The sequence below is a fragment of the Nostoc sp. C057 genome (assembly GCF_013393925.1).
Taxonomy (GTDB): Bacteria; Cyanobacteriota; Cyanobacteriia; order Cyanobacteriales; family Nostocaceae; genus Nostoc; species Nostoc muscorum_A.
In genome coordinates, this window is sequence record NZ_CP040282.1 from 193,904 (window position 1) to 218,169 (window position 24,266).

General features: G+C 40.9%; 27 protein-coding genes. 8 read left to right on the forward strand and 19 right to left on the reverse strand.

Annotated features, from left to right (window positions below; all coding sequences use genetic code 11):
- Window position 1 precedes the first annotated feature (1 nt).
- From FD724_RS32555 to FD724_RS32625, 15 genes are all read right to left on the reverse strand, one after another.
- Complete coding sequence (locus tag FD724_RS32555; RefSeq protein ID WP_179075844.1) at window positions 2-382, reverse strand: hypothetical protein; 381 nt, start codon at window positions 380-382, stop codon at window positions 2-4.
- Between the two features lie 51 nt (window positions 383-433).
- Window positions 434-1,297, reverse strand: a complete 864-nt coding sequence (locus FD724_RS32560) for a DnaB-like helicase C-terminal domain-containing protein (RefSeq protein WP_179075845.1) — start codon at window positions 1,295-1,297, stop codon at window positions 434-436.
- A gap of 332 nt (window positions 1,298-1,629) precedes the next feature.
- Complete coding sequence (locus FD724_RS32565) at window positions 1,630-2,610, reverse strand: TniQ family protein (protein WP_179075893.1); 981 nt, start codon at window positions 2,608-2,610, stop codon at window positions 1,630-1,632.
- A gap of 144 nt (window positions 2,611-2,754) precedes the next feature.
- The gene (locus FD724_RS32570; protein WP_179075846.1) at window positions 2,755-3,867 is read right to left on the reverse strand and encodes an ATP-binding protein; all 1,113 of its coding nucleotides are present in this window, start codon (window positions 3,865-3,867) and stop codon (window positions 2,755-2,757) included.
- A gap of 3 nt (window positions 3,868-3,870) precedes the next feature.
- On the reverse strand, window positions 3,871-5,526 hold the full coding sequence (locus FD724_RS32575; protein WP_218651548.1) for a DDE-type integrase/transposase/recombinase: 1,656 nt from the start codon (window positions 5,524-5,526) through the stop codon (window positions 3,871-3,873).
- 308 nt (window positions 5,527-5,834) lie between these two features.
- Complete coding sequence (locus tag FD724_RS32580; RefSeq protein ID WP_179075848.1) at window positions 5,835-6,422, reverse strand: TnsA endonuclease N-terminal domain-containing protein; 588 nt, start codon at window positions 6,420-6,422, stop codon at window positions 5,835-5,837.
- Between the two features lie 191 nt (window positions 6,423-6,613).
- The gene (locus FD724_RS32585; RefSeq protein WP_179075849.1) at window positions 6,614-7,159 is read right to left on the reverse strand and encodes a DnaB-like helicase N-terminal domain-containing protein; all 546 of its coding nucleotides are present in this window, start codon (window positions 7,157-7,159) and stop codon (window positions 6,614-6,616) included.
- Between the two features lie 53 nt (window positions 7,160-7,212).
- The gene (locus FD724_RS32590; RefSeq protein WP_179075850.1) at window positions 7,213-8,577 is read right to left on the reverse strand and encodes a helix-turn-helix domain-containing protein; all 1,365 of its coding nucleotides are present in this window, start codon (window positions 8,575-8,577) and stop codon (window positions 7,213-7,215) included.
- A 62-nt stretch (window positions 8,578-8,639) separates the two neighbouring features.
- A complete protein-coding gene (locus FD724_RS32595) occupies window positions 8,640-9,239 on the reverse strand; it encodes an alpha-ketoglutarate-dependent dioxygenase AlkB (RefSeq protein WP_179075851.1) in 600 nt (199 codons plus the stop codon).
- Window positions 9,227-9,916 (reverse strand): hypothetical protein, encoded by a 690-nt coding sequence (locus FD724_RS32600; RefSeq protein ID WP_179075852.1) that lies wholly within the window; start codon window positions 9,914-9,916, stop codon window positions 9,227-9,229. Before FD724_RS32600 ends, FD724_RS32595 begins: the two co-directional genes overlap by 13 nt.
- Entirely contained in the window at window positions 9,913-10,371 is a 459-nt protein-coding gene (locus tag FD724_RS32605) for a hypothetical protein (protein WP_179075695.1), read from the reverse strand. Before FD724_RS32605 ends, FD724_RS32600 begins: the two co-directional genes overlap by 4 nt.
- A 284-nt stretch (window positions 10,372-10,655) precedes the next feature.
- Window positions 10,656-11,546, reverse strand: a complete 891-nt coding sequence (locus FD724_RS32610; RefSeq protein ID WP_179075853.1) for a hypothetical protein — start codon at window positions 11,544-11,546, stop codon at window positions 10,656-10,658.
- Between the two features lie 43 nt (window positions 11,547-11,589).
- A complete protein-coding gene (locus FD724_RS32615; RefSeq protein ID WP_179075854.1) occupies window positions 11,590-12,048 on the reverse strand; it encodes a DUF1392 domain-containing protein in 459 nt (152 codons plus the stop codon).
- Window positions 12,049-12,156: 108 nt separating this feature from the next.
- Window positions 12,157-12,567 (reverse strand): hypothetical protein, encoded by a 411-nt coding sequence (locus FD724_RS32620; protein WP_256874626.1) that lies wholly within the window; start codon window positions 12,565-12,567, stop codon window positions 12,157-12,159.
- 119 nt (window positions 12,568-12,686) lie between these two features.
- Window positions 12,687-13,487 (reverse strand): hypothetical protein, encoded by an 801-nt coding sequence (locus tag FD724_RS32625; RefSeq protein WP_179075855.1) that lies wholly within the window; start codon window positions 13,485-13,487, stop codon window positions 12,687-12,689.
- Window positions 13,488-13,701: 214 nt separating this feature from the next.
- Here FD724_RS32625 and FD724_RS32630 point away from each other — a divergent pair, with 214 nt between their 5' ends.
- The 3 genes from FD724_RS32630 (at window position 13,702) to FD724_RS32640 (ending at window position 16,010) form a co-directional block, all read left to right on the forward strand.
- The gene (locus tag FD724_RS32630; RefSeq protein WP_179075856.1) at window positions 13,702-14,058 is read left to right on the forward strand and encodes a helix-turn-helix transcriptional regulator; all 357 of its coding nucleotides are present in this window, start codon (window positions 13,702-13,704) and stop codon (window positions 14,056-14,058) included.
- 171 nt (window positions 14,059-14,229) lie between these two features.
- Window positions 14,230-15,135, forward strand: coding sequence for a hypothetical protein (locus tag FD724_RS32635; RefSeq protein WP_179075894.1), 906 nt, complete (start codon window positions 14,230-14,232; stop codon window positions 15,133-15,135).
- A gap of 119 nt (window positions 15,136-15,254) precedes the next feature.
- A complete protein-coding gene (locus tag FD724_RS32640) occupies window positions 15,255-16,010 on the forward strand; it encodes a GIY-YIG nuclease family protein (protein ID WP_179075857.1) in 756 nt (251 codons plus the stop codon).
- A 35-nt stretch (window positions 16,011-16,045) separates the two neighbouring features.
- Here FD724_RS32640 and FD724_RS32645 read toward each other — a convergent pair whose 3' ends face one another.
- The 4 genes from FD724_RS32645 to FD724_RS32660 form a co-directional block, all read right to left on the reverse strand.
- A complete protein-coding gene (locus tag FD724_RS32645; RefSeq protein ID WP_179075858.1) occupies window positions 16,046-16,984 on the reverse strand; it encodes a GIY-YIG nuclease family protein in 939 nt (312 codons plus the stop codon).
- An 87-nt stretch (window positions 16,985-17,071) separates the two neighbouring features.
- A complete protein-coding gene (locus FD724_RS32650) occupies window positions 17,072-17,872 on the reverse strand; it encodes a hypothetical protein (RefSeq protein ID WP_179075859.1) in 801 nt (266 codons plus the stop codon).
- 32 nt (window positions 17,873-17,904) lie between these two features.
- Window positions 17,905-18,057, reverse strand: a complete 153-nt coding sequence (locus FD724_RS32655) for a hypothetical protein (RefSeq protein ID WP_179075860.1) — start codon at window positions 18,055-18,057, stop codon at window positions 17,905-17,907.
- Between the two features lie 361 nt (window positions 18,058-18,418).
- Window positions 18,419-18,964, reverse strand: coding sequence for a hypothetical protein (locus FD724_RS32660; RefSeq protein ID WP_179075861.1), 546 nt, complete (start codon window positions 18,962-18,964; stop codon window positions 18,419-18,421).
- Window positions 18,965-19,169: 205 nt separating this feature from the next.
- Here FD724_RS32660 and FD724_RS32665 point away from each other — a divergent pair, with 205 nt between their 5' ends.
- The 5 genes from FD724_RS32665 to drmD all read left to right on the forward strand — a co-directional run bounded on the left by FD724_RS32665 (window position 19,170) and on the right by drmD (window position 24,252).
- Window positions 19,170-19,460, forward strand: coding sequence for a hypothetical protein (locus FD724_RS32665; protein WP_256874627.1), 291 nt, complete (start codon window positions 19,170-19,172; stop codon window positions 19,458-19,460).
- Between the two features lie 24 nt (window positions 19,461-19,484).
- On the forward strand, window positions 19,485-19,739 hold the full coding sequence (locus tag FD724_RS32670) for a hypothetical protein (protein WP_179075862.1): 255 nt from the start codon (window positions 19,485-19,487) through the stop codon (window positions 19,737-19,739).
- On the forward strand, window positions 19,736-20,134 hold the full coding sequence (locus tag FD724_RS32675; protein WP_179075863.1) for a type II toxin-antitoxin system VapC family toxin: 399 nt from the start codon (window positions 19,736-19,738) through the stop codon (window positions 20,132-20,134). The genes FD724_RS32670 and FD724_RS32675 overlap by 4 nt, the downstream gene beginning before the upstream one ends.
- 5 nt (window positions 20,135-20,139) lie before the next feature.
- A complete protein-coding gene (gene ybaK / locus FD724_RS32680) occupies window positions 20,140-20,610 on the forward strand; it encodes a Cys-tRNA(Pro) deacylase (protein ID WP_179075864.1) in 471 nt (156 codons plus the stop codon).
- A gap of 420 nt (window positions 20,611-21,030) precedes the next feature.
- Window positions 21,031-24,252: a DISARM system SNF2-like helicase DrmD gene (drmD, locus tag FD724_RS32685; RefSeq protein WP_256874628.1), complete on the forward strand. Its 3,222-nt coding sequence runs from the start codon at window positions 21,031-21,033 to the stop codon at window positions 24,250-24,252.
- The last annotated feature ends 14 nt before the right edge of the window (window positions 24,253-24,266 follow it).

Here is a 24,266-nt window from a genome sequence, read left to right on the forward strand (position 1 = left end):
TTTAAAACTCCAGCAATTGAATGTATGCGTCTAATGCCGCGATCGCTGGATGTGGATGTGGCTTTGAACGCAGTCCGTTGCAGATTGTGGCGATAGCTCCAAGTTCTGTGAAAGTGAAATTGATATTGGACTGACGGTCAGAACAGCGATGTAGAACTGTTAGAAGAATAAAATTCAACTGTCTGAGAATTACATCTTCAGCTACATGAAGCCGCCAAGTTAGATTTTCTGAAGTAACAGAGCGCCAAGGGTTGTCGAAAGAACACTTTTCGACTTTGGGTAGTATCTTAATCTTGAATCTATAATCCCGGTCAGCAGTAGAGCATTCATCAGGGGCAAGAGCCGCCCATTGTTGTAAAAGTTGTTGGTAAGTTTCAATCATTCTCAGTTCCCTGTCTTGCATAAAAAACAATGTTTATCCTCCAGTAGAGCCTTAAAAACTACGACCACGAGATAAATTCTTGAATCTGGTAAACTGATGGTCAAACAAAAGCTTGACTGTACCGGTGGGGCCATTGCGTTGCTTGCGAACGACTAACTCAGCAATGCCACGATCTGGTGTATCGGGGTTATACATTTCTTCGCGGTAAAGCATGATTACAACATCACTGTCTTGCTCAACAGCACCACTGTCTTTTAAATCACTTAGTACAGGGCGTTTATCGTTACGGTGTTCAACTTCGCGGTTGAGTTGGGACAAAGCCAGTACAGGCACATCCAAATCTTTGGCTAATCTTTTTAATCCCCGGCTGATTTCACCGACTCGTTGAGCCATGTTCACCCGTGAATCAGTATCAAGAGCCATAAGTTGTAAGTAGTCAATGATGACAAGCCCAACACCACCGTAATGGGATGAAATTCGGCGGACTTGGCTACGGATTTGATTAAGAGAAGGGCAAGATTCGTCGTTGATGAAAATCTGTTGTTCACTTAACTCTGCGATCGCCACGCTTAAGGGTTGCCACTGGCTTTCATTCACATTCCCAGTTTCTAGAAAATTATTTTCAATGCCAGATTCACTGCTTAAAAATCGCTGTACGTACTCATCAGTAGACATTTCCAAGCTGAAAACGCAGATCGGCATCTTCCCAGTTTTGGCAACATTAAGAGCGAGATTACCAGCCAAAGCGGATTTACCAACAGAAGGACGAGCAGCTAGTACATACAACCGTCCTTTGCGAAAACCACCGCCAAGTATACTGTCCAGGTCATAAAATCCAGTCCTTGCTGCTGGTGAGCCTGTACCAGCATGACGCGCTTCATGTGACTTGAAGAAGATTTTGGACAGGTTGTCCAACTTTACCTTCCAAAACTAGATGTCCAACTTTACCTTCCAAAAACATGAAAAAGATAACATCTAGAAAAATTAACTCCCGGTTCGCTCATTTTTTTTGGAGTTCGAGAAATTGCCGAAAACCAGAAAATCTAGGTGTAGTAATGGTTTTAGCCATTACTATAAATTTACCTTGAACTACCACCCTGCTCTAAAAACTCTATTTTTATGCGATGCCTACGGCGGTAAACTACGCGCAAAGTCGGGAGGAGAGTACATTTGTATTATGGGCTATAACCCCCATTAAATCGTCCAGCTTTTTTCTAACTCAATTTAAAATGGGCGAACCGGGAGAATTAAAGGAAAAGTTGACGAGGAGTTATATTAAAACAACGAAAAACTTCAGAAAGAAAATGCAAAGAAATACGTGGTTTATAAGCAGTGTCAGAGCTTTGAGGTTTAGCGATTAAGTGGGAACTCATCCAGAATGAAAAAGAGAGGTCTTTTAACCCTTGTTCATCAAGATGCACGCAACGTTCATGAAGGTACGAATAGACATCTTTAATCTGAGGTTGTTTTGACAAATAAGGTGTAATCGCAATTAACTCTTGTAAGTAAGAGATGTTACGTTGATAGGTTGACAAACATCCCATCGAGCGAAAATAAGTAGTCAACTTCAAGGGATACTTTGTTTGACCTAACCATTCTCCACAATGAGAACAATAACCTGGTTGACAAAAATTTAGCATTTTTTGATTGCAAGAAGGACAGGTATTCTCTAGAGAAATCTGATGTTGAGGGCAGAATTTAACATATTCAATTAACCAGAGCAAAGGAATATAAATAACTTGCCCTTGCTCTCGCCAGGCTTGATAACAATAAGGACACCAAGCACAAGAAGGTTTCAAAAGCAACTCTGCTGAATCAAAAACTTTCAGCCAACTCATTAAAGTTAAAGAATATAAATCTTGACGTGATGTTAATTGCTCTATAGCTGTCACAATGACTGGAGTAATAGATTGAAGTCCATTTATAACTGATAAATTAGATGCAGTTTTTTTGTTAGTTAAAAATATCTGTTTAAGAGAAGTTTTTTTAGTATCTTTATGCAATAAATATTCCTGATGTTGAATCAAAGGAACAAGTTCATAAGTATAAAGTTGCCAAGAGCGAAGGCAATGCTGTTGTGCTAATCTTTGTAAATAGCTACTTAAACTCTCAGTATTAGGAGTTCCTAAACCTATTGGTTGTAGAGGATAAAGATGACTGATTTTAGGTAGGTTTTGAATTGTAAAATTTCCTAAATCAAAAGGAATGAAAAAAATCTGTTTCTTTATCCTCCTTTTCTGATTCCTGCTTTTTTAAGGGATAACGGCGACAGGGCGAACGCACGGGATTTCTGAAACCCTTGCTGGGCAAGGATCTTGATGAAAAAATAGGCTAAATTAAAAAACGCCAAAACCCTTGCTATTAAAGGATTCTTATACTTTAGATGCGTTTGCCCTGATAACGGCGAGGAGAAGTTTGTGCAATCGGCGAATGAGTAGTTTTTTCTCTTTCTTGCTTTGATTGTGTTTCTCCTGAGCAGTACCATGAGATGAGGGAATTAATTTCAAGTCTTTTTGTAGTTTGAGTAAATCCTCTGATGACTCTTGTAGTTGTTGTTCACCTATAGTAATAGATTTCAGCATTACCAAACATTGACGTACCTCTAAAGCATGACGTTGCAAGTCAGATAAAGTAATAGTCTGAGCGTTTCCATCACTCTCTAAAACATCATTAAGTGTTACACAAAGCCAATCTTTAAGAATACCTACACAACCTAAACTCCTCTCATAAAGAAATTCCCAATTAGATAATAAATCTGGCTGTTGAGGTAAAGGAAGATATTGACTAAAAGTTTGCACCACACTTTTAAAAGCTTTAGCTTCTTGCGAATTATCAGCATGATACCGTTGAAAATGAATGGTTTTACTACGTCGGCATAACTGATCTCCTAAATCAATTAAAGGTAATAAGTCATAAGTTCCAGTGGGAATAATTTTCACTTGAGTTAGATTGGCTAGAGATTTGAGAGTTTCGGGTTGATCTTTTAATTTCCGACCACTAGGTAACATAGCAAGATGATGTGCTTCATCAATATAAAAAGCATCCGGAGAACGATGAATCAAAGCCGATTCCACTGCACTCCGCCACGAGGAGCAAGATTGCCCATAATTAATCTTTTTTTCGATTAAAGGTTCGTTTAGTACTTTTAATAGACGAATATAAAAATCTTTCCAATCAAACTGACTAAATTCTGGAGCTTTAGCTTCTAAACCAATTACAGGGACTTTACCCTGATTGTGCTTTAATTCAGGTAAGGCTTTCTCGGTTAGTTTTTGCTCTAAACGTCGCAGTAGGGTAGTTTTCCCTACTCCAGTTGCTCCTACTACGAAAATTAAGGAAATCCCTGGTGCTTGATAAACTGATTGCATCACCTGATTAAAAGTCTGAATTAGATGAGGATGAGCCATTGTATAATTCACAAAAAATGTCACCCTTTCAGATATAGGAGCCTTTAATAATTCTTGAGGTAATCGCTGTTGTTCCATCCGTTAAAATTCTCCGTAAGATTCAAGAGTTTCTTCATTATTAGCGTTATTTATCAAGACTGATGAATTATTTTCTATTTCATCAAAGTGAGTCAATTGAGGACTGTTTGGAGAAAGTTCTTTCCCTTCAATTAAATTAAGTACCGTTTTATTTTCTAATGCTTGTAAGCGTTGTTTAAGCAGTTTTTCCTCGACTTGATAAGCCCCTTGTAAATGCTCCATCAATTCAGTATTAGATAAAACTATCGCCTGACCTTTATGTTTTTTGCGTTGGCGTAAGTCAGTACTAATAACTTGTAGTTCTTTTTCCGTGCGTCCTTGGAGATAGGGATAATGATTCGACGTACATTCATGCCAAAGCCCCTTAACATAGCAATAGGCAACACTAACATTGAACGGGTCAATTTTGAGCGAAACTGCTGTTTTCTCCACCTCTGGATTACGGAAAGCATGACACCAGTAATAAATATGATTTACCTTCACTCCTCTTCCGGGCTGTACGATTCGGGTATCGCCACTATGGGGGGAAGGTAAGGTTAAAATTAAAAAGGTTTGGTCATATTCCAAACGACGACTTTCTCTTGAACCTCCTAATTGGATACCAGTTTCATAAGCTTGAAATGGGGAAAGTCCCAAACTTGAATTGAGTCGGTTATCATAAATCGAATAAGCCCATGTTTCTAATGATTGATAAAGCTCACCAATTGTCCAGACGGCTTGATGGATGGGGTTAACAGACTTGGTTATTTGTCTGGTGTTTTTGAGAATTTGAGTATTTCCTTGTAATTCATGCAACCATAACGTGTTAGTTGTGCCAAACACTCTTTCCACAGGGCTTCCATAACGAGGTTCTCCTGATGGGCGGTATTTATGATTGCATTTGTAATAAGCCAACAGTTGTTTAAAATAAACGCTATGGAACTCTTTTCCATTATCGGTAATTATGGTTTGAGGTAATCGGCTAAATCTTTTGACACAAATCCGAATTACCATTAAACAACTACGGTAACTAGGTGGCTCAAAGGAAATATACACTGCTAAAATTCGTTTACTATAACCATCTACTAGAAAAGTTGCCCAACAGCGACCTAAGCTCATTTTTTCGCTGTCAATAGCACTACTAATATTGCAAGTTGCTAGAGAAATTAAGGAACTCACTAGGTTAATATCTAAGCAAGTGTGGTCAATATGAGCATTTTCCCAGGGTAACTCTCCGTCTTTGGGTATTTCACTGTTTGAGTGAAATGGTTTAGTTTGTTTAGCTATTTTTGAGCCTTGGCGGGCTAGAGTGAGTTGGTAATTTTTTTGTCTTTTAATCTGTTCACGAAATGTTTTTTCTGAGGGGGGTTTAAAAACAGGTTCTTGTTGACTACAGGCTAATTGAAATTCTCGATAAACTCCACTCACTCGTCTATTTTTGGCAGTAAAGTAATGTTTTTTAATGAATTCTGCCATAAAATCTAAGAGTGCTGGTTCTAGTTTTTGATGATGCCCTTTATCTAAATGTTTAGGGAGTAAGCCTACATAACCATGATTTTCTCCATATAGCTTTTGTGCTTGCTGATATTGTTGACGCCAACGACGAATACTGCGACTGGCTTTGGTAATAGGTGGAGAATTTTCTTCTAAGTATGGCTTTATGGCCCTCATATCGAGCATTAGCGGTTTCTAAATCTTCAGAACGTGCTTTGAGCAGTAGTTGTTGAACTTCTTTGTTGCCCTGACTTGAGGTATCTTTCGTTAGACCTGATAATTCTTCTTTCTCATAAAATTCGGCTTGTTCTAATGTGGGGAAAATATGAACAAGGTCTGGTTCGGCTAATGGGGCAGTATTAAAATTGATAAACAACTTTTCTTGGGCAATTAAACTATTGATTTTGTCAGGGCTAATTCCAGTTATGGCTAATAGCAATTCACTATAAGTTATTCCCGGATTCCCTTTGACTATAGATACTATTCTTTGATTATTACTCTGATTTTTTTTCTAACTCTTCGTCTTGAAAATATGGCTCCAACCATTGATAATTTCTCAACCGAATTACATTTTGTTCGATATCTGTCCTCAGCCGATAGTTAAGTCCGTATTTTTGAGCATATTCTTCTCCAGGTGGACAAAGCCAATTTCCTGCTTCATTTTGGACGTAGCGGTTTGGTTGTTGTTGTGCTTTTTTGATTAATTCACTAATTGGTTTAAATTCTTCCCATCCTACCCAGTTGACTTCGATTACAAAAAAATCTGGAGTATGGCTTGTACGAACTTGGCGATTACTTTTTGAAATGTAATTTAATTCTATTGGTGGCGGTTGGTCGTAATATTCTAAAACTTGTCGGTTATGCTCTAATTTGTCAATAATATGTGCTAGTTCTCCCCGATGGGATTCAAACTGAATGGTATGACCCATCTTTTGACTGCAATAATTCCCACAAACATTGCCATAATTCCCTTGTACCCTCCGAGATGGTGGAGATAAGCGAATCTGAGCTATAAGACTACGGGTATTCTGAGTCAGTTTGAGTTGACTACACCATTGCTCAAACTCTTCAAATGTAAGCATTGATTGGAGTTTAATTCTCCTTTTCAGTTTATTGCATTTGTGTCCACTTTCTTGTTCTATTTTTGTTATTATGTCCATTTTCTTCTTCCAAATGGACAATGGCTTTATTCTTCTCTTAACGAAGTTATAAGTATTTCAGCCTGCAACCTGTCCAATTTCTTCTTCCAAACCTGTCCAAAATCTTCTTCAAGTCACACTTCAATTTCGGTAAAAGTGTCGGCTAGGGCATGAGAAATATGAACCAAGTCAGAGGCAGAATGCTCAGACTTAATGCTGTAGACTTTTTGTTCGGCTTCGTCGAGAATTACAGGTAAATCGGTTTCGGTGGCATAACCGAGTTGAACAATCTCAGTGCCAGCAAGGATTAACTGCCGCCTTTGGTATTTTTCCATTACCAAGTCAGCTAAAACATCGATGTTCACAGCTGACACAGTACGGTCAACCAGACTGGCCAATTTATTGCGTCCACCGATACGGAATAATAAGCCATTATCAGACAACCAGTTGGTAATGCAAAGCAAATCCGTTGGTAATCCCTGGCTGTACAGTCGTAGGGCTGCTTGATAGATGTCTTTGTGGGCATTGATGTAAAAAGCATCTGTCACTAAGCGATCGCTGATTCGGCTCATGGCATTTGGGTCGAGCATGATGCCACCGAGTATTACTTCTTCAGCCTCAATGCTTTGTGGGGGTAAGCGGTCTTGTTGCGATGTGAAGTTTGTTTTGTCTTGTGTCATAGTTCACCTCATTTGAAAATTTTGATTTCTAGAAAATCTAGATTCCATATTGCTCACGCAGCTTGCGGATGTAAATAGGAATACATGGAGGGATGTGTCAGCTTTAACCAATCCAACCATTTGAGCGTTGCACCTGGGTCTTGTTGGTCATAACGGCTGCTAAAAGAAGCGATCGCTTTGTCTTTACCAACTTCATCCATGCGATCTAGAAGTTCAGAGAATGTGGCTTTATGCCAATCAAGAGAACGATTTGAGTAGTAACCGATGGGTTGTGTTTCATCCGGTTTTTGTTGTGTTGTTGGTTCTGGTATTGCTGAGGGTTTAACAACTTGTGACCAATAGCCCAGTAATTCTTCTAGTCCGGCTTTAGAGCCTTCTAAGTTACTAATTGACTTGATGACAGTGGGGATTTTCTCTTGCCAAGATTCATGCTCACTCCACTTAGCCCTCTGTTTTGCGATCAACTCCACCAGTCGGCGATCGCAGGTTTGGTAAATCTTGTCTCTGGTAGCGGTACGCCAGGGGAAACGCCAACCACGTATTTTGATTTCTGTCCTGTATACGGCTGGTAACGAGTCAGTTGCCATGATGCTTGGGTCTACTAAAACCATGTCAACCAAGTCTTCAATTGACTGAAATTTTGGTTTTTTAGGATTGTTCGATTGTTCGTTTTTACCGAACGACCCCGCCGCAATAGTTGATCCTTTTGAGGGGTTATCGGTTTGTTGCAAAGACTCAGAATTTTTTGACAAGAAAGCGGGTTGTTGTGGAGTTGGTTCTTCTGGGGTTGATTCTTCTAAGCTTGGTTTTTCTGGAGTTGGTTTTTCAAGGTTTAGTTGTTCAGTTTCACACACACACGATTCTTGGGCGGGAAGTGCGTTCTGAGTTGGGGGTGTTTCTTGTATGTGTTTTTCTTCTAATTTATTTTCTTCTAATTGTTTTTCTATATGAGGGGTGGATGACCCACCTATGGATGACCCACCTATGGACGATCCACCTATGGATGACCCACTTACGGATGACCCACTTACGGATGACTCACTTACGGATGACTCACCTATGGATGACCCACTTACGGATGACTCACCTATGGATGAATGATTTTCTCGAAATAACTTTGTGTCTTCTTTGCTGGTAAAAATGTAATATTGCCAGTCAAACTTACCATTGTTCGGATTGTTCTCTTGAACTCTCACTAAATAGTCATTTTGTTCAGCGTTTTTGATAGCATTACGGATTTTGTCTCGTTTGTACCCCAAATGTTTTTCGATTACCGTAAAATTAATATCAAAGTTTTCATCGTGAGAAGCTACCCAAGAAATTAACCTAAATGTTGAATCAGTAACGTTGTGATCACGAATTAAACTGTTGGGAATTGCAGTAAACTGTTTAGAGGGTTTACCATTACGAAATCCCATAAAATCCTCCTTGAATATTAATAATCTTGGATATAAACCTCAGCAATAGCGATAACTTGAGGTCATCTTTTACCCCCAACGTGCGGTCGAAAAGTTAGATTAATCCGTGTACTAACGACCTTATTAGTCTTTGGAAGTTGATGCAGATGAGTACTCTGACAACCTGGAAGCATCACCAGCAGACTCCCATGCTCCAGCCAAAAGTCAGTAGGCTTGCCCCCGATGGGCTTAATTTGGAATTTCCTCACCGAACCCAGACTGATGGATGCGATCGCAGGATTTAGCCCCATCGAAGCTTCACTGTCGTTGTGCCAGCCGATTGAATCGATACCACTGCGATACTGGTTGCCGATGACAATGCGGAAGCTGTAACCATTAGCAGCAGTAATCCTATCTCGCAGTTGGGCCAGCGATGAAGTCCAAGGTAATGGTTTGAGCAGTACACTCTTGGAGTAGAGGTAATCACACCCTTCGTCACCATAAATGCACTCCAGACGCGGAACAGGCATAGTTTTACCCAACATCCTGATTTGGTTTTGCTGCCATTGCAGTTCTTGGCAATGTTGATAGAGTTCGTCGGCTTCTTCCTTGTTCAGAAATTCTGGATAATAGTTGACTGGTAAAGTAGGAGTAGATTCGGGAAATAAAGTTAGTTGTTGCATAATTCTCCTTTGGCGATCGCCCGAACAATTTCTTCTGCCCGTTCTTGTGAAATAGCCTGTTCAGGGTTCTTGTAAAACCCAGCGATCGCCGACTTGGGACGAATAATAATTTGCTGCCCTGTTGCGCGTTTGTCCCACACAAAGCACGAGATGGTAATGTTATCGGTAGCCCAACGAGTACCCCGTTTGTCTTTCCGAAAACAGAAGCGTGGCAGAATCAGTACAAGTGACGGCGGATGCTGCTGCAAGAAATCAGCCCGGTCATCACAGGGTTCTAGAAAGCTGGTTAATAGGAATGCGGCAACACCCACACGCGCTTTCTGGTAGGCATTCTTGATAATTGGTGCAGCAAACTCCGAATATGGTGGATTAGTGCAGATCCAGTCGCAATCGGGAAACTTAGCCCATGACTCGGATAGTGTTGCATCCATTTGGTAATCAGCCGCTTTATGTGGATCAATATCGTTCGTCCACATTTGCTTGGTGTAGGGCCACACCGATAGTAATGATGCGATCGCCCCATGTCCGACACATGGCTCACCAATCACACCAGATAACGGAACATGACGCAGTAGTTCAGTTGTGAACCATGAGGGAGACTCGTAAAAGTTTAGAGGATGTCGGGTAACAGTTTCGATGACGGTGATTTCTGGTGTTAATAATGGTGCAACAGTCATACTTCATCCTCACTAAATTCAATGTGGCTTAAAGTCTGAAGTTCAACAGCTAATCCACTTAAGAAATTTTGGAGTTCAACTGTTGCCAAATCAATGGATATCTCTTTTTCTGACGTGTAAATAAGTTGCTTGTAATGCCCAAAGTAAACTTCTGTACGAGTTAAGTTTTGCTCTGTGTCAGTTAACAGAGTCAAAGTAAATCTTCCAAGTTTACAAAAGTAATACTGACGGTGATCACAAGGGTTGCCTTGATGCCAAGTAATATAAGGTTTTGAATCAATGTGAGCGCTAATAGATTCAAAATCAACGTGGAAAATGTTCATCTCAGTCAGCATCTCGCCACTGTTATAGCGGTCTGTTATATGCTGCTTAATTGCTGTTAATGCTAAACCGTCAGGAATATTAATGTGAGCTTCCGATGTGATTTTTTCAACTACTGTAACTATGGCTTTCATTGTTGTTACTCTAGAGATGCAATGAGTGTTTTTGTGTGGCGATTGTTACTTATTGAGCGGCAATCGCTTTTTATTTTGATTGTTAGGAATCCTGAAGTGACGACACTTTCTGGGATGTGTATTATTTGCTAGACAAGTCATCGTTGTAACAAATAATTTCAAAATACTGTTAGTTGCTTGACTGCATGAAAGAGAAGCTTTTAATGTTATTGGTAATATTCGATGCTTCAGCAAAAAATTCCATCTTTAGTTAGCGAACGTTCCTGTGGTGGGGGCGTTCGCTTTCACTTGGTCAGCACTGGTTCTTTCTTACTAGCGAAAGCCCCCGCCTGCCTTAACGCTGCACCAGGACTGGGGTGAGCGAAAAATTCTTCTATAGCTTTGGTCAACCCAGCCGCAACAGCCGGATCGTGACAAGCGTAGACATAGATGGGCTGTTGAACCCCATTAACCAATCGCGTTTCTTGGCGATCGCCCAAGTGTGGGTAGAATGTTCTCACCCATGTCCCAAGATGTCCCCGGTAGTGAGTGCCGCTTAGGGGGACTTTCTTTCCCAGTTCGCTCTCTGCAAAGTTGACCACGCCAAGCCATTTTTCTTTTGTGCCGGTTAGCAATTTTCTGTTATGTTCAGCCAAAAGGTTGCCGGCATAGTCTTTGAATTGCTGTTCCATGTACGGGTTGAGTCTGCCACCAGTTAACTCAGCTAAAGTTTTCATGGCCAGGACAAGAGTATGCAATCGCTGTTCAACTGGAGGGAGGGTTGGTGTAGGGGGTTGTTCTTGTGGTTGAGTAGCAGGTTTTGTCCAGCCCATAATGTCTTGCATCCAGGCACGAACACCGATCCGGTTAAAAGCTTTGCATACAAGTCTGGCTTGCTGTTTGCAGTGCCGCCCAGCATCAAAAGCGTAATATTCAATAACGGCAGCAACACCCATATCAGGTATTCCCTCATTCCAGGTTTCCAGTGCCGCAGGGCTAAATCCCTGTTGTATAAGGCTTTGGGCTAATGCAGAGGGTTGCAGTGCCGCACTTAGTAACGCACGACGAAGCGAAGAATCTTGTACATCTGCCAGCCTTGCAGTTGCCCGAATACTGGCTTTACCTTGTCCATTAGAGTCAACAGTGATTTCTTGCTTTATCTGTTCAATAATTTGAGCTACTTCGATTTGTGACATAAATTTAGTTGGGTGATAATTTTTTGTTGTTGATTAGAGAGAGTTAGACATTCACGCGCACCAAACTTTTTTCACCAACCAGTGAGAAACGATTCGATATAGTCCGTGATTGAGTTAAGGTTGGCGACACCAATTCAACAAGGTAAAACCAAGAATTATTCACCAGCCCAATCCCTAAAATCAGCCGTTGCTTTGTTCCCTTATCGTGAGAACAGAGCATTACTCTTTCGCCCAGAACGAAAGCAGGTTTTTGCACGGTGAGAGTTTCTAATTCTCCCGTCCCGATGATTTGGTTTTGTGTGGCGTGGAGTATTTCATTACGGCAATCAATTGAATAAATCCAGCACTCATGCTTCCATTGCATACCGCAGCAATAGCCAAATGTTCTTGTGGTTCTTAAGTAAACTCTCTCCAGTAAATTCACCTCAACGGGTGGAATTGTTCCACGCCAAGGTGGGGAAAGATACCAACTTGTTTGAAGTGCGTTAATATGGTCAATCATGCTTTTCTCTCCTGGGATTAATAACCTAAAAATCCTTGGCAATCTCCAACAAAAAGCCGCGTCCGGTATTCTGCACTTGCACCAATTCTTTATCTAGCAAAGTTTGAATTACTGAATCGGAGAATTGGAATTGCAAACGGTGCAATGGAACACAACCACCACAAAGCCGAATCGAACGCAGCAAATGATTTGCTCTACGGTCAAAGCTGTTGTTTGCTTCCTTAGCCATTGTCGGTTGAGAATGCTTATTTGCTGTTGATAAAAGTCAATCTCTGCGGAAATTTGCTGGAATAATTCTTCTGGCGTGAGAGGTTGGATTTGATCCTCTTTCAAGTAGGATATTTCATCAGAATTCTTGTTAAGCATCAGTACATAGCGCCAACCATCATCAAATTGTTCAGCTAATTCTGTACCCAAAGGATAGTAATAAAGTCCCAGGATGATGCCCTGTTGTGTACGCTGTTCCAAGTTAAAGCGAGGGTAGGGCCAGTGTTGAGGGATCGAGATTGTCGGTTTCATAGATGAATAGGTGAATGAAGGGACAATGAAGCAGAGGAGCAGAGGAGCGGAGGAGCAGAGGAGAGATTTGTACAGATTCTTTCCCCTCTGCACCCCTGCCCCTCTGCCCCCCTGCCTCTTTACGCTGTCACTAACTCCGCCCTCTCCAGCAGCCGTTGCAATTTATTGCCAGTTAGCTGTTCTAAGGGTTGCTCTAAAAAATATTCATCAAAAATGGATTTATCATCACAAGACACATCCACCATCGACAGCGATCGCACTGCATCAAACACAGAGTTGGAATACTGTTGCTGACCATAAGAACCCAGGATTACCCACCAGTTACCGTTAGTGCATCCGACTTGTCCCAGCTTTACGCCGTTGCTGTTGTAAATGCCATCGTCGAGAATTTCAAACCCGTACTTCTGGCACTCGTTGAAGATATGCGCCATGATTCGGTTTTCGGTCGTGGGGGGTGTTTGTGTTTGGGTGGGTAGTGGTTCGCTAAGTGTGCTGTCTTGGTGATGCCATTGGATGAAGCGGTGGCATCTTGCATAAGTGTTAGCTCGAAACTTCTCTTTACCCTCTACCATGACTACCCAAGGCTGTGTTAGGTCATCGTCGTGGCTGATGGTGGCAATTAAATGATTGCCTGAATATATTTCGTGATCGTAAAAGGATATTTCTTTTGTTGTCAGTGGTTCGGGTGCAATCGCTTGGGCTTGGTTGGCGATGTAGTCGTCGAGTTCTGCTTGGGCGAGGGCTTGGCTGTCCGTGACTTTATGAAGCTTGGTGGATTGGTGAGCGATGATTGCGTTTACCCAGGTGTCAGCTGCTCTTTTGTCTCCGGTGGGTGTAATGCCTAATTCGGCAGCGATTCTTTTGAGACGGGGGAGGTTATAGCGGGAAAGGTCTTGCTGAGTGTATTTGGGATATGTCATGATATAGATTCCTTGAATGTAAGGACAAAGGGCAATCGCGCTAAGTTTTTCCAGGACTAGTGATTGCCCTCTGTTATTTATATATTACCAACTAATAGTGGGTAATACAACAGATGGTAAGATAAGAGTTGGTTATACGATAAACATTTACAATAAATACTATTAATAGATAGACTTCTGAGAGTGGGTTAGTCTATTTATATGAATTCAAATTATGGCTGTGGAAGTAAGACTTAAAGAAATTAGAAACGCCAGAGGGTTTTCGCAAAACGAACTAGCAAGACGACTAGAGATGTCATTGACTAATGTTCAAAAAATTGAATATGGACAAGCTAAGTCAATACCTTTAGATACGCTGGATAAGTTGTGCAAAATTTTACAATGCGAAGTTGGTGAGTTACTAGTTCGTGTACCGGACGATGATGAGGAAAACTCACAACTACCCATAAGTACAATTACTCCAGCCACGGAGCAAAATAGTCCTGTAGATGAGTCTAAATCTCAAAGCAGCAAGAAAGCAAAAAAATCTGTTGGTGGTGTAGTGTTGCCATTTGAAAAAAGGTCAGCATGAAAACTAAATAGAAATTTATTTAAAAAATAATTGTCAATCCGTTAGCTACTGTACAGTTCATTGACTAGGACAAAGTAACTGCTGGTTCAACAGAGGTGATGTTAGCTAATACAGTTACATAATGGCAGAACTCAATTCCTGCTTAAACACTGGCAAATTAAAGGTGGAATGATGAACAAACCACCTCGTAGACGCAAAAAAGCCACCTCTGGCGCATCTGCCGATTCAGCTTCAGCAGCTAACTCTGTAAACGAGGATATCTCCCAGCAAGAAGACCCAGGTTCAGCAACAATTGATGTTACTGCTGTTGAAGTTCCAGAGTTGACAGAAGAAGAACAGCGCGATCGCCTGCACCTGGAGCGGAAGGTGGAACGGGCGTTTTTTGAGGCCGGCAAAGCACTGACGGAATTGAGGGACAGACGGCTTTATCGCTCTACGCATAAAACATTTGAGGAATACTGCCGCGAGCGCTTTGGGCATAGTCGTCGGCAATCTTATCTTTTAATGGATGCGGCGGTTGTTTTCGATAATTTGATGGAAAAATGTGATCCAATGGATCACATTTTGCCAACTAACGAACGTCAAGTCAGACCAATGACAAAGCTTGAACCCCAACAACAGCAAGAAGTGTGGGTAAAAGCAGTGGAGCAGTCAGGGGGTAAAGTGCCACCAGCTAGAATCGTTAAAAATGTAGTGCAGCAAATAATGGAACGCACCCAAGCACCCAACACCTACCAGTTAGGCGAAGTATGCCAAATTCTTGCTAAGGACAATCCCGAACTGAGAGGCAAAGGTGGCTGTTGGGGTATCGTTAATCATGTGGGCGAATTCAGCTGCGCCGTCAGAACTTGGGATGGTGAGTACACAGTTGGCTTGCAGCACATGAAATCCTTCAACTACTTGCCCCAGGAGTGTGGGCAGATGCAGCAGATTAGCGATCGCATCAGTCGAGTCTATTCCGATTCGCTGGAGGAGACAGTCAAAAGTCTGTTGCAGTCGTTGGGGAAGCTGAATCGCCCTTATCTAACTGCTGTGGAAGAAAAACTTTTGAGCGTTTTGGAGTCTGAATACGGCTAAAGATAATTTCAGTGCGTTGAATTTTTATTTTCTAAGTTAAATTAGATACTAAAATATTTTCAGCATTTTTAAAAACTTAGCAAAAATTTCCATCGACCTACAACGTTAGAAATTCTCAAATGTCTACGCAAAATTTAACTGTCTATTTTATCGAGAAAGTCCCAGAGGATATTTTGCAAGGATTAGGCTGGGTAAAGATGGATTACAATATAGCTCAAAGATTACAGATTCCTGTTAAATATACTGGAGTAATTGCTATTCTTAATCCAGAGCCTTACTGCTGTCCTATTCAGCCAGAGGATAAGCTACCCTGGATTAAACCTAACTACCAGTCCCACTATTATATCCATCCTCCAGAAATTAGAGGCAAGAAGAAAAAATTTCTACTTCATATAAAAGGGGAGAATATTGCTTTATATGCACAATATTCTTTAACTACTGAAGCTATTGTATCATGGCTGCTTTCATGGGCAGATAGCGATGTTCAATTAATCACTCCCGGTAACAAACGTATCTCTCTAGAAGGAAAGATAAAACCTAATAAAGCATTTATTTATTTCATTTTTAATTCAGATAGCTATGCAATCAAAATTGGTAGAGCTAGCGATGTTGAGAAGCGATTACAATCTCTACAAACTAGTAGTCCAGTTCTCTTACAAATTCTGAAAGTTATACCAGTAGATAGTGTTAAAAAATCTCAAGAGTTGGAAACATACCTCCATACCAAATTTAGACATTTAAGAATGAGTGGAGAATGGTTTAGGGCTGATCCGGAGTTAAGAAATTATATTATTCGTTGTGATGAATCATACTTTAAAGATTCTTTTTTAAGACAATTTAGCCCTAAGTCTAGTGTCCGATTATCAGAAATATAACTCAGCAGTACATTTCGGAAATAATAAAAAAAACTCTAAAATAGTAACTTAGGAACTGGATCTTTATCAATAGCACATATACCTGGATGCTGTTCTTGTATGTAGGGCTTCTTATCCAGTAATACTTGTAGCTGTTCACTGGTAAGACAGAGAAGCTCTACACCACTGACAACTTTCAACTGTGAACCACATTCCAAAGGAAATAATTTCCAGCCAATTTCTGAGTTTCGTGCTAATTCCAATCTTTGAGTAAATGACATAGCTTTCACGTCTTGCCTCATTGCTTCATAGTCATTTAATGGGATTGAAGTCCAAACTCCAAAACGTTTCTCTTCCATGACTCTGTACATACTAGGGTTGTGCATAATGCGTTCTTCAAACCAAGGAATCAGCCTTGTTTCGATACCATTGCACCTAGTTAACCAACGAGCGCCATTTTTAAGCCGGTCGTACTCAATCCATCTAAATAAACTATTGGGCTTTCTATTTACAGCTTGCAAACTCTTCCGAACTAATGTTGTTGCAAGCCGAGTTTCTGTATAGTTAGCCAGATAACCTATAACTATTGTTTTGAGCGGAAGTTTTTCACTAGTAGGACATACTCCGAAAACCAGCACTCGCCCGTTTAATTTTTTGAGCGACAGTGTTAGCATTTGAAAGCTAGGTAACAACTTTTTTTGAGGTACTTTACTTTGATTTAAAGTTGGGCAATAGTACTGTATGTACTGGCGTTCTAGTTCATTAAGCTGAATCGGTAAGCAGTTTAACCAAAATAGCTTGACTTCACACCGACGGTTAATTGCTTCTAATTGTGGTAAACGATGATGATTTAGCCAACGGCTTCTAAGATTTACTGCTTGACCAATGTAGAGAACTTGATCGCGAGCTACAGCGAAATAGATTGCAGAAGCTTCTGTTAATTTTTGTTTATCTACTAACCTTAAATAGGGTAAATTTTTAAAATTTTCTAACACTTATTATATTATTAAGAATTTTGAGATTTCGGCTATTTTATTAATTAAACAATTTGTTTTTTAAAATTATATTTATCTTTCTAGGGTTTAATTGCTGTTATTTCTTAATTCTTCAATCTGAGTACATATTGGTTCTCCACAAAACATCTGCCTTGCCCAATGCTCACAATTATAACTAAGCTTGTTCCAAACTCTTCTCTCCTCCTTTCTTGACTCTTTTATACGTCCTTCAACTTGGCTAAAAGGAATAGAATCAGACAAATGCTCTTTAACTATCCACTCTGGAGAGTAGGATACTTCATGTACATAACCAAAACCTTTCTCCACAAGGCTATTTTGAACTTTTACTGTTGCTCCTGTAAAAAAATGGGCAACTCTAAAACCCTGTTGGCTAGGTGTAATTAATCCATAATGTTGGTAGCTCCTGTCCTTTTCATCTTTACAATCAATAGCTACGAGATCACCAATTTTAATTGGTTCACCATGAATATCAGTGATATCTGGAATTTTATCGAGAAGAGAATAGTAATTTGATAAAGAGATTAATTGAGACTCAGTAGCTTTAAATAAAGATTCTGTCCACTTTGGATTGCTATCAGGAATGATTTCTATAACTTTGTCAAAAAGTTCTTTAGCTTTTTTTATATGCTTGACAAGCGTTTGTAAAGAGTGAGAATGCTGCTCTATATTAACTTTATAAAATTTGGTATCGATCTCAATTTCTAGACAATCTGCGGCACGGGTACAAATCTCTAATATTTCTTTATCCCTAGTAGATTTAGCAATTTGGTTCAACTCATGGGAAATAGTTCCATTATGAAGATGATTTTGAATTTCCGAAAATAAATGTATGACTTTGCCTGGATGTAATTTTGATTTATTTCTCATAAGTTTAAGGCTAAAATTTATGACTGTATTTGTTATTTGTTCGATTTTCGCTTTTCTTTTTGCTCTTTTTCGATTTCTTCGATAAGAGATGCCGAGATAGGAGGAGCTATTTCAAGCAACGCACTAGAAGCTATACTTGCAACTTTTAAGGCAGAGTTTATACTTTCTGGATTTGAGGCAGACATAGGAGTTTACTAATCACGATAGCTATTTAATATACTGGCTTTTAAGTATTATTTGGTATAAATTGCATAAAGATATATCTAGTTATCTAAAGATATAGTTAAGAAGATGTGGTTCAGGCTAATAGAATAGCTTGAAAGTGCATTCAGTTCATTAGCAATTGAAATTACAAACTTTACAAACAAATGCAACCAAGAAGTGAAGCGACTATATTTGACTGCGGTGGAGGAGAAACTATTGAGTGTGATTGAGAAGGAGTACAGTGTTGGGAGGTGAAACTACCAGCAACGAATTTCTAACCAGTTTTTTAAAATTATTACAGCAGCTTGGTCAAGGATATTTATTATACTGAAAATATTACTGTCACTTGATGACAATACTTCTTTTCCTCATAAACAAATTGTAAAGATAAGCAGCAGAAATGAACCAAAGCCACCAAAATCTTAGCAGAAAAACATCATAGCTTAGTTTAGGTGTTCTGAAATCAGTCAAGCTCTGTTTCAAACCAGTAATAAACAAAGTATAAATTGTAAAAATACCAACAATTGGCAAAATTGATAACACAAGTATTCCGAAATCTCGAATAACTAATAAGCTAAACTTTGGTAATCTTAACCATTGTGGTGAATTTGACCATAGAAACTTGAGTAGAAATGAATACGCTCCTGCCAAAATTGAAAACCAAATCAGAGCTAATAACAATGCACCGACAGAAATAATAAAGAAAAAAAGTAGACCGCTACCGCCATTACCTGTAATAACTAGAAGACTGCCTACTAAAGAATAACGCCAAAATTCAAAGGCAAAAATTACAGTTGCGCCAAAGTACGCTGGTATTGCTAATATCATAGCCTTCATCCACGATTGTGGATTAGGCAGCCAAGCAGGAAACCAACTTGTTTTGTTCATAGCTTTAATACTATTTATAAATTTTGGATAGAATATTTACGCTGGTTTCTAGCTAGTTCTTAGAATAACGATAATAAACGATGTATATTACATTGTCGCTACGGATATATACTTATAAAGTACTGAAAAGTCCAATGATCCATACACTTGCTGAGAGTGATTGTGCTACCCAGGACAACCAACTAAGCTAAGATGGAGTTGTACCGTGAAACTTTGGCATGGCGAACACACGGTTGGGTTGCAACACCTGAAGTCCTATGATTACTTGCCTGCTGAATGTGAACAGATGCAGTTTTTGAGCGATGCCTACGGCGGGCTACGCCTACGCATCATTAGGTCACGAGAAAACGAGAACTTGGAAGATGCTCCAAGTGCTTCAGCACAGAGCTTGGGGGAGTTGAAGCGACCGTATTTGACTCCTGTGGAAGAGAAGCTATTGGGTTTTATTGAGAAAGAATACGGCATCATAGATGAGGTACTACCCAATTCTCGATAAACCAAGGAATAGGAGAAAACAGTAATGCAAAGTATTAAGTTATGTTCTCATGTTGGGGCTGACGGCATTTTGCATCTTAATATCCCCGTGGGGATAACAGACAAAGAAATAGAAGTAACAGTAATATATCAACAGCTAGAACCATCAGCGCCCCCGAAAACACCCGAAGAATTGGGATGGCCAGCCGGATTTTTTGAACAAACAGCTGGATCACTAGCAGATGACCCAATTCAAAGATATCCCCAAGGTGAGTATGACACTAGGGAGCCATTAGAGTGAGATTTTTGTTAGATACGAATGCTTGTATTGTTTATCTGAATCGTCCTATGTCTGCTGTGAGGCAGAGGTTAGAATCGCTATCTCCAGCAGATATTGTTGTTTGTTCGGTAGTAAAAGCCGAACTATTCTATGGTGCAATGCGAAGTAATAATCCCACACGGACTTTAACATTACAAGAAGCATTCTTAAATAATTTTGTATCTTTGCCTTTTGATGATCGGGCGGCTCGGATTTTTGGCACAATTCGGGCAGAGCTAGGGATGCTTGGTACACCAATTGGGCCTTATGATTTACAGATTGCAGCGATCGCCCTAGTGAACAACTTGACGCTAGTCACGCACAACATAAGAGAATTTAGTCGCGTTAGTGGGCTGGTGATTGAGGATTGGGAATAAGAGCAATGAAAACTAATGCTGCTCGACTACTGGACAAACTAGGTATTCCCTACCAAATCCTGAGCTATGAAGTAGATCCTGACGATCTGGCTGCTGAAAGTACAGCCCAGAAAGTAGGACTTCCCGCAGAGCAAGTTTTTAAGACTCTAGTAGTCAGAGGTGACACAACAGGTATCTGTTTTGCTGTTGTGCCAGGAAATGCTCAGTTAGATTTAAAAGCCTTGGCACGGATTTCGGGAAACCGCAAAGTTGAGACGGTTGCCCTCAAGGAAGTTCAGCCACTAACAGGATACATCCGTGGGGGTGTGACAGCTTTAGCTAGCAAAAAAGACTATCCAGTTTACCTTGATGAAACAGCAACCCTATTTGAGCAGATCACTGTTTCTGGTGGAATGCGAGGTATGTTGCTTCTGCTATCCCCATCTGACTATTTACGTGCGGTCAAGGGTACTTTGGGAGCAATTGTACAAAATTAGTACAGAAATTTTCCTCAAAAACCATAAAGCGATCGTTAATCAAAGGAAGCTTATAGCTTACTTGAGAAAAGCTAAGTATTATCACTAAGGAACTTTATTTTTACCCTACGCTTGAAAACTAATCTACGTAAGACCTCTGAGAAAAATAGTCTGTAAATTACTTATCAAATAAAAGCTTTAAAATTTCCTTGATAATTAGCTAAATAATATAGCCGTATATAAAAATACTTCATAAGATGTAGCAGGTGCTAAGACTCGAATAGATCAATATGCTATTTTATACCTGCTACTTATAAAAAACATAGTTGCTTTCTTAGCACTCTAGTCCAACCAGTCATTAGACATAAGGGTTTAGGGGAGCGAGTTTCTCATGATTAGAGGAGGGAGAATACCAATCCAGTTACAAGGGGGAAGACACGAGTGACTGACATTGTAACTGGACAGATTGTGCGCGTGCGATCGCGGCAATATCTTGTAGAAGAAGTTGTGTCGAAACCGTCTCCAGAGCAAGACACAAAAGTTAGTCTTTCTTGTTTAGAAGATGATGCGTTAGGAGAATCGTTAGAAGTCCTATGGGAACGAGAAATAGACGCAAAAATCGTAGGGGCGACATCATGGGATTCCATAGCGAATCGAGGCTTTGATAATCCACGTTTGTTTTCCGCTTACTTGCACACATTACGGTGGAATTGCGTAACCTCCACAGATGCCAAGCTTTTCCAAGCGCCTTACCGAGCAGGTATAGAAGTCAAAGCTTATCAATTAGAGCCGCTACGTAAAGCTTTACTGATGCCTAGAGTCGGTTTGTTTATTGCCGATGATGTCGGTTTGGGGAAAACCATCGAGGCGGGACTGATACTGCGTGAGATGTTGATGCGGCAGAAAGTTAGGCGAGTAGTTATCTCGTGTCCGCCTTCAGTAGTGCGACAGTGGCAAGAGGAAATGGAGAGTCGCTTTGGACTCACATTTATGATTCTGGATCGTGAGTTTATTGCTGCGCGTCGTCAAGAACGGGGTTATGGAATTAACCCTTGGATGACGCACACCCGGTTCATTATTTCCCACGCTTTGCTACGAGATGAAACATACACCGCGCCATTACGGGACTGGCTTGGTGATTTTGCGGCTGCTTCCATGCTCATCCTTGATGAAGCTCATAATGCTGCACCTGCGAGTGGTGCAAAGTATGCGGTTGATTCCCAACTTACCAAAACTGTTCGAGACTTAGCACCACGTTTTGAACACAAGCTGTTTTTGTCTGCCACACCCCACAATGGACATTCCAACAGCTTCGCCGCCTTATTAGAAATTCTTGATCCTCAGCGTTTCTGCCGAGGAGTACCCGTTCGTAATCGCAAGTTGCTGGACACTGTAATGGTGCGGCGCTTAAAACAAGATTTACGAGAGATCGGAGAAGAGTTTCCCCAACGCTACGTTCTTCCTATAGTTATTGATAACCTCCCAGAAGACGCGCCCGAACTCAAATTATCCCGATTGCTGCAACAATATCGCAATCTGCGTGAGGAAAAGCTCAAAGATGCAGCGAAGTCTACCCAGACTACAGCGATGTTAGTAATCACTTCACTACAAAAGCGTCTTTTATCTTCCATAGAGGCATTTGCTCGGACTTTAAAGGTGCATCGGACGGGGATGGAAAAGCAAGCGGCTCACCGCCCATCCACACATCAAGTCAGTCTACCGTTGCTGTTTGAATCCCCTGGTGCTGATGACGAACGGGCTGAATTTTCCGAAGAGGAAGTAATTGCAGAAGAAGATGCTCAAATGGCAGCAGCTAGTATGCAGGCTGCCGGCCAAACAGCGCGTGAATTAGCGATTTTAGATGAAATGGCAGATGTCGCTAATTCCTCTCGCTATCAGCCAGATCCACGGATTCAACAACTGGTGGAGTGGATTCGTCAAAATCTTTGTCCCGATTTGGGTCAGCCGAATGCTGGTTGGTTAGAACGGCGAGTAATTATCTTTACAGAATATACAGATACGAAACGTTATTTACAACAGCAATTACAAAGTGCGATCGCTAATTCTAACCGCGAACAGGAACGCATAGATGTATTTCACGGGGGTATTGGAGAAGAACGCCGCGAAGCGATTAAAAGTGCATTTAACGCTGACCCAGCACGTCATCCCCTACGAATCCTGATTGCTACAGATGCAGCACGGGAGGGAGTGAATCTGCAAAATAACTGTGCTGACTTGTTCCACTTTGATGTGCCGTGGAACCCATCAAGGATGGAACAACGTAATGGACGGATTGACCGCAAATTACAGCGATCGCCTGTTGTCCATTGTTACTACTTTGTCTTACCGCAACGCACAGAAGACAAAGTATTAGATGTACTGGTGCGGAAAACAGTGACGATTCAACAAGAACTTGGCTCTCTTGCACCAGTAGTTGAAAGAAATGTGTCGCGCTTACTGGCTAATGGAATTCGCCACCAAGAAGTAAATAATCTTACTGATTCGATAAATAAAGCAGAGCAACTTAACAACAAAGAAACAGTAAATACACAGGTAATTAATGAGGAACTGGAGCAAGCGAGACTTCGCCAACAGGATTTGACTAAACAAGTTGAGAATTTACAAGAAATGTTGAAAGACTCGCGGGATTGGTTGGGACTAGATGACAATCACTTCCGTAATGCCATCTCTGCTTCTTTAGAAATTCTGGGAGTCCCAACACTTGCCCCTGTAGATGTGAATGAAGTTGCTAACAATCCTGTAACTGCGCGTTGGACAATTCCGGCTCTCGACCAGCGTACTGGTGCAGATCCAACATGGTCAACTACACTTGATACCCTGAGAACACCTCGCAAGATTGGACAAAAGCCTTGGGAATGGCGAGAAGAAGCACCGATTCGCCCTGTAGTATTTCGAGATCCTGGTTCTTTAGATGGGGATGTAGTTCATCTGCATTTAGAACACAGAATTGTCCAGCGTTTACTGAGTAGATTTTTAGCTCAGGGTTTCTTACATGATGAATTAACTCGTGCTTGTGTTTGTCTGACTGATGACCCCATGCCAAAAGTGATTGCACTGGGACGGCTGGCTCTATACGGGGAACGGGCTTCTCGCTTACACGATCAGGTAATTGCAGTCGCAGCAGAGTGGTCAGATCCAACTAGCCGAGGACGCAAGAAACTTCAGTCTTTAAGAGAAGGCGAGAAAGATAATGTACTGGAATTACTGGAAAATTCCCTGGCTTCCCCTCACTTACTGGAAGTTGCCGAAGCGGTAAAAGAGCGATTGAAAAAAAGTGCTGCCCAAGATGTAGCAGAATTAATTCCCCATCTGGAACGCCGCGCCACAGCTTTGGCTGAAAGTGCTGAGAAAAAGCTGGCCAATCGGGGTACTAAAGAAGCTGCTGAGATGAAGAACATTTTGGAGGAACAGCAGACCCGAATTATCAAGTGTCAAGAAGAATCTAAGGCAGTGCAGTTGTCTCTTCCATTCATAGAAGAACAGCGCCAATTGGATGCAGACCATCGCCATTGGGAAAAACGCCTGCAAGCGATCGCAGTGGAATTAATTTCAGAACCAGCCCGAATTGAAGCCGCCTACAAAGTAAAAGCAGTGCGAGTTGAGCCAGTCGGCGTAATTTATTTATGGCCGATTTCCGGCTAGAGGGAGTATAAACT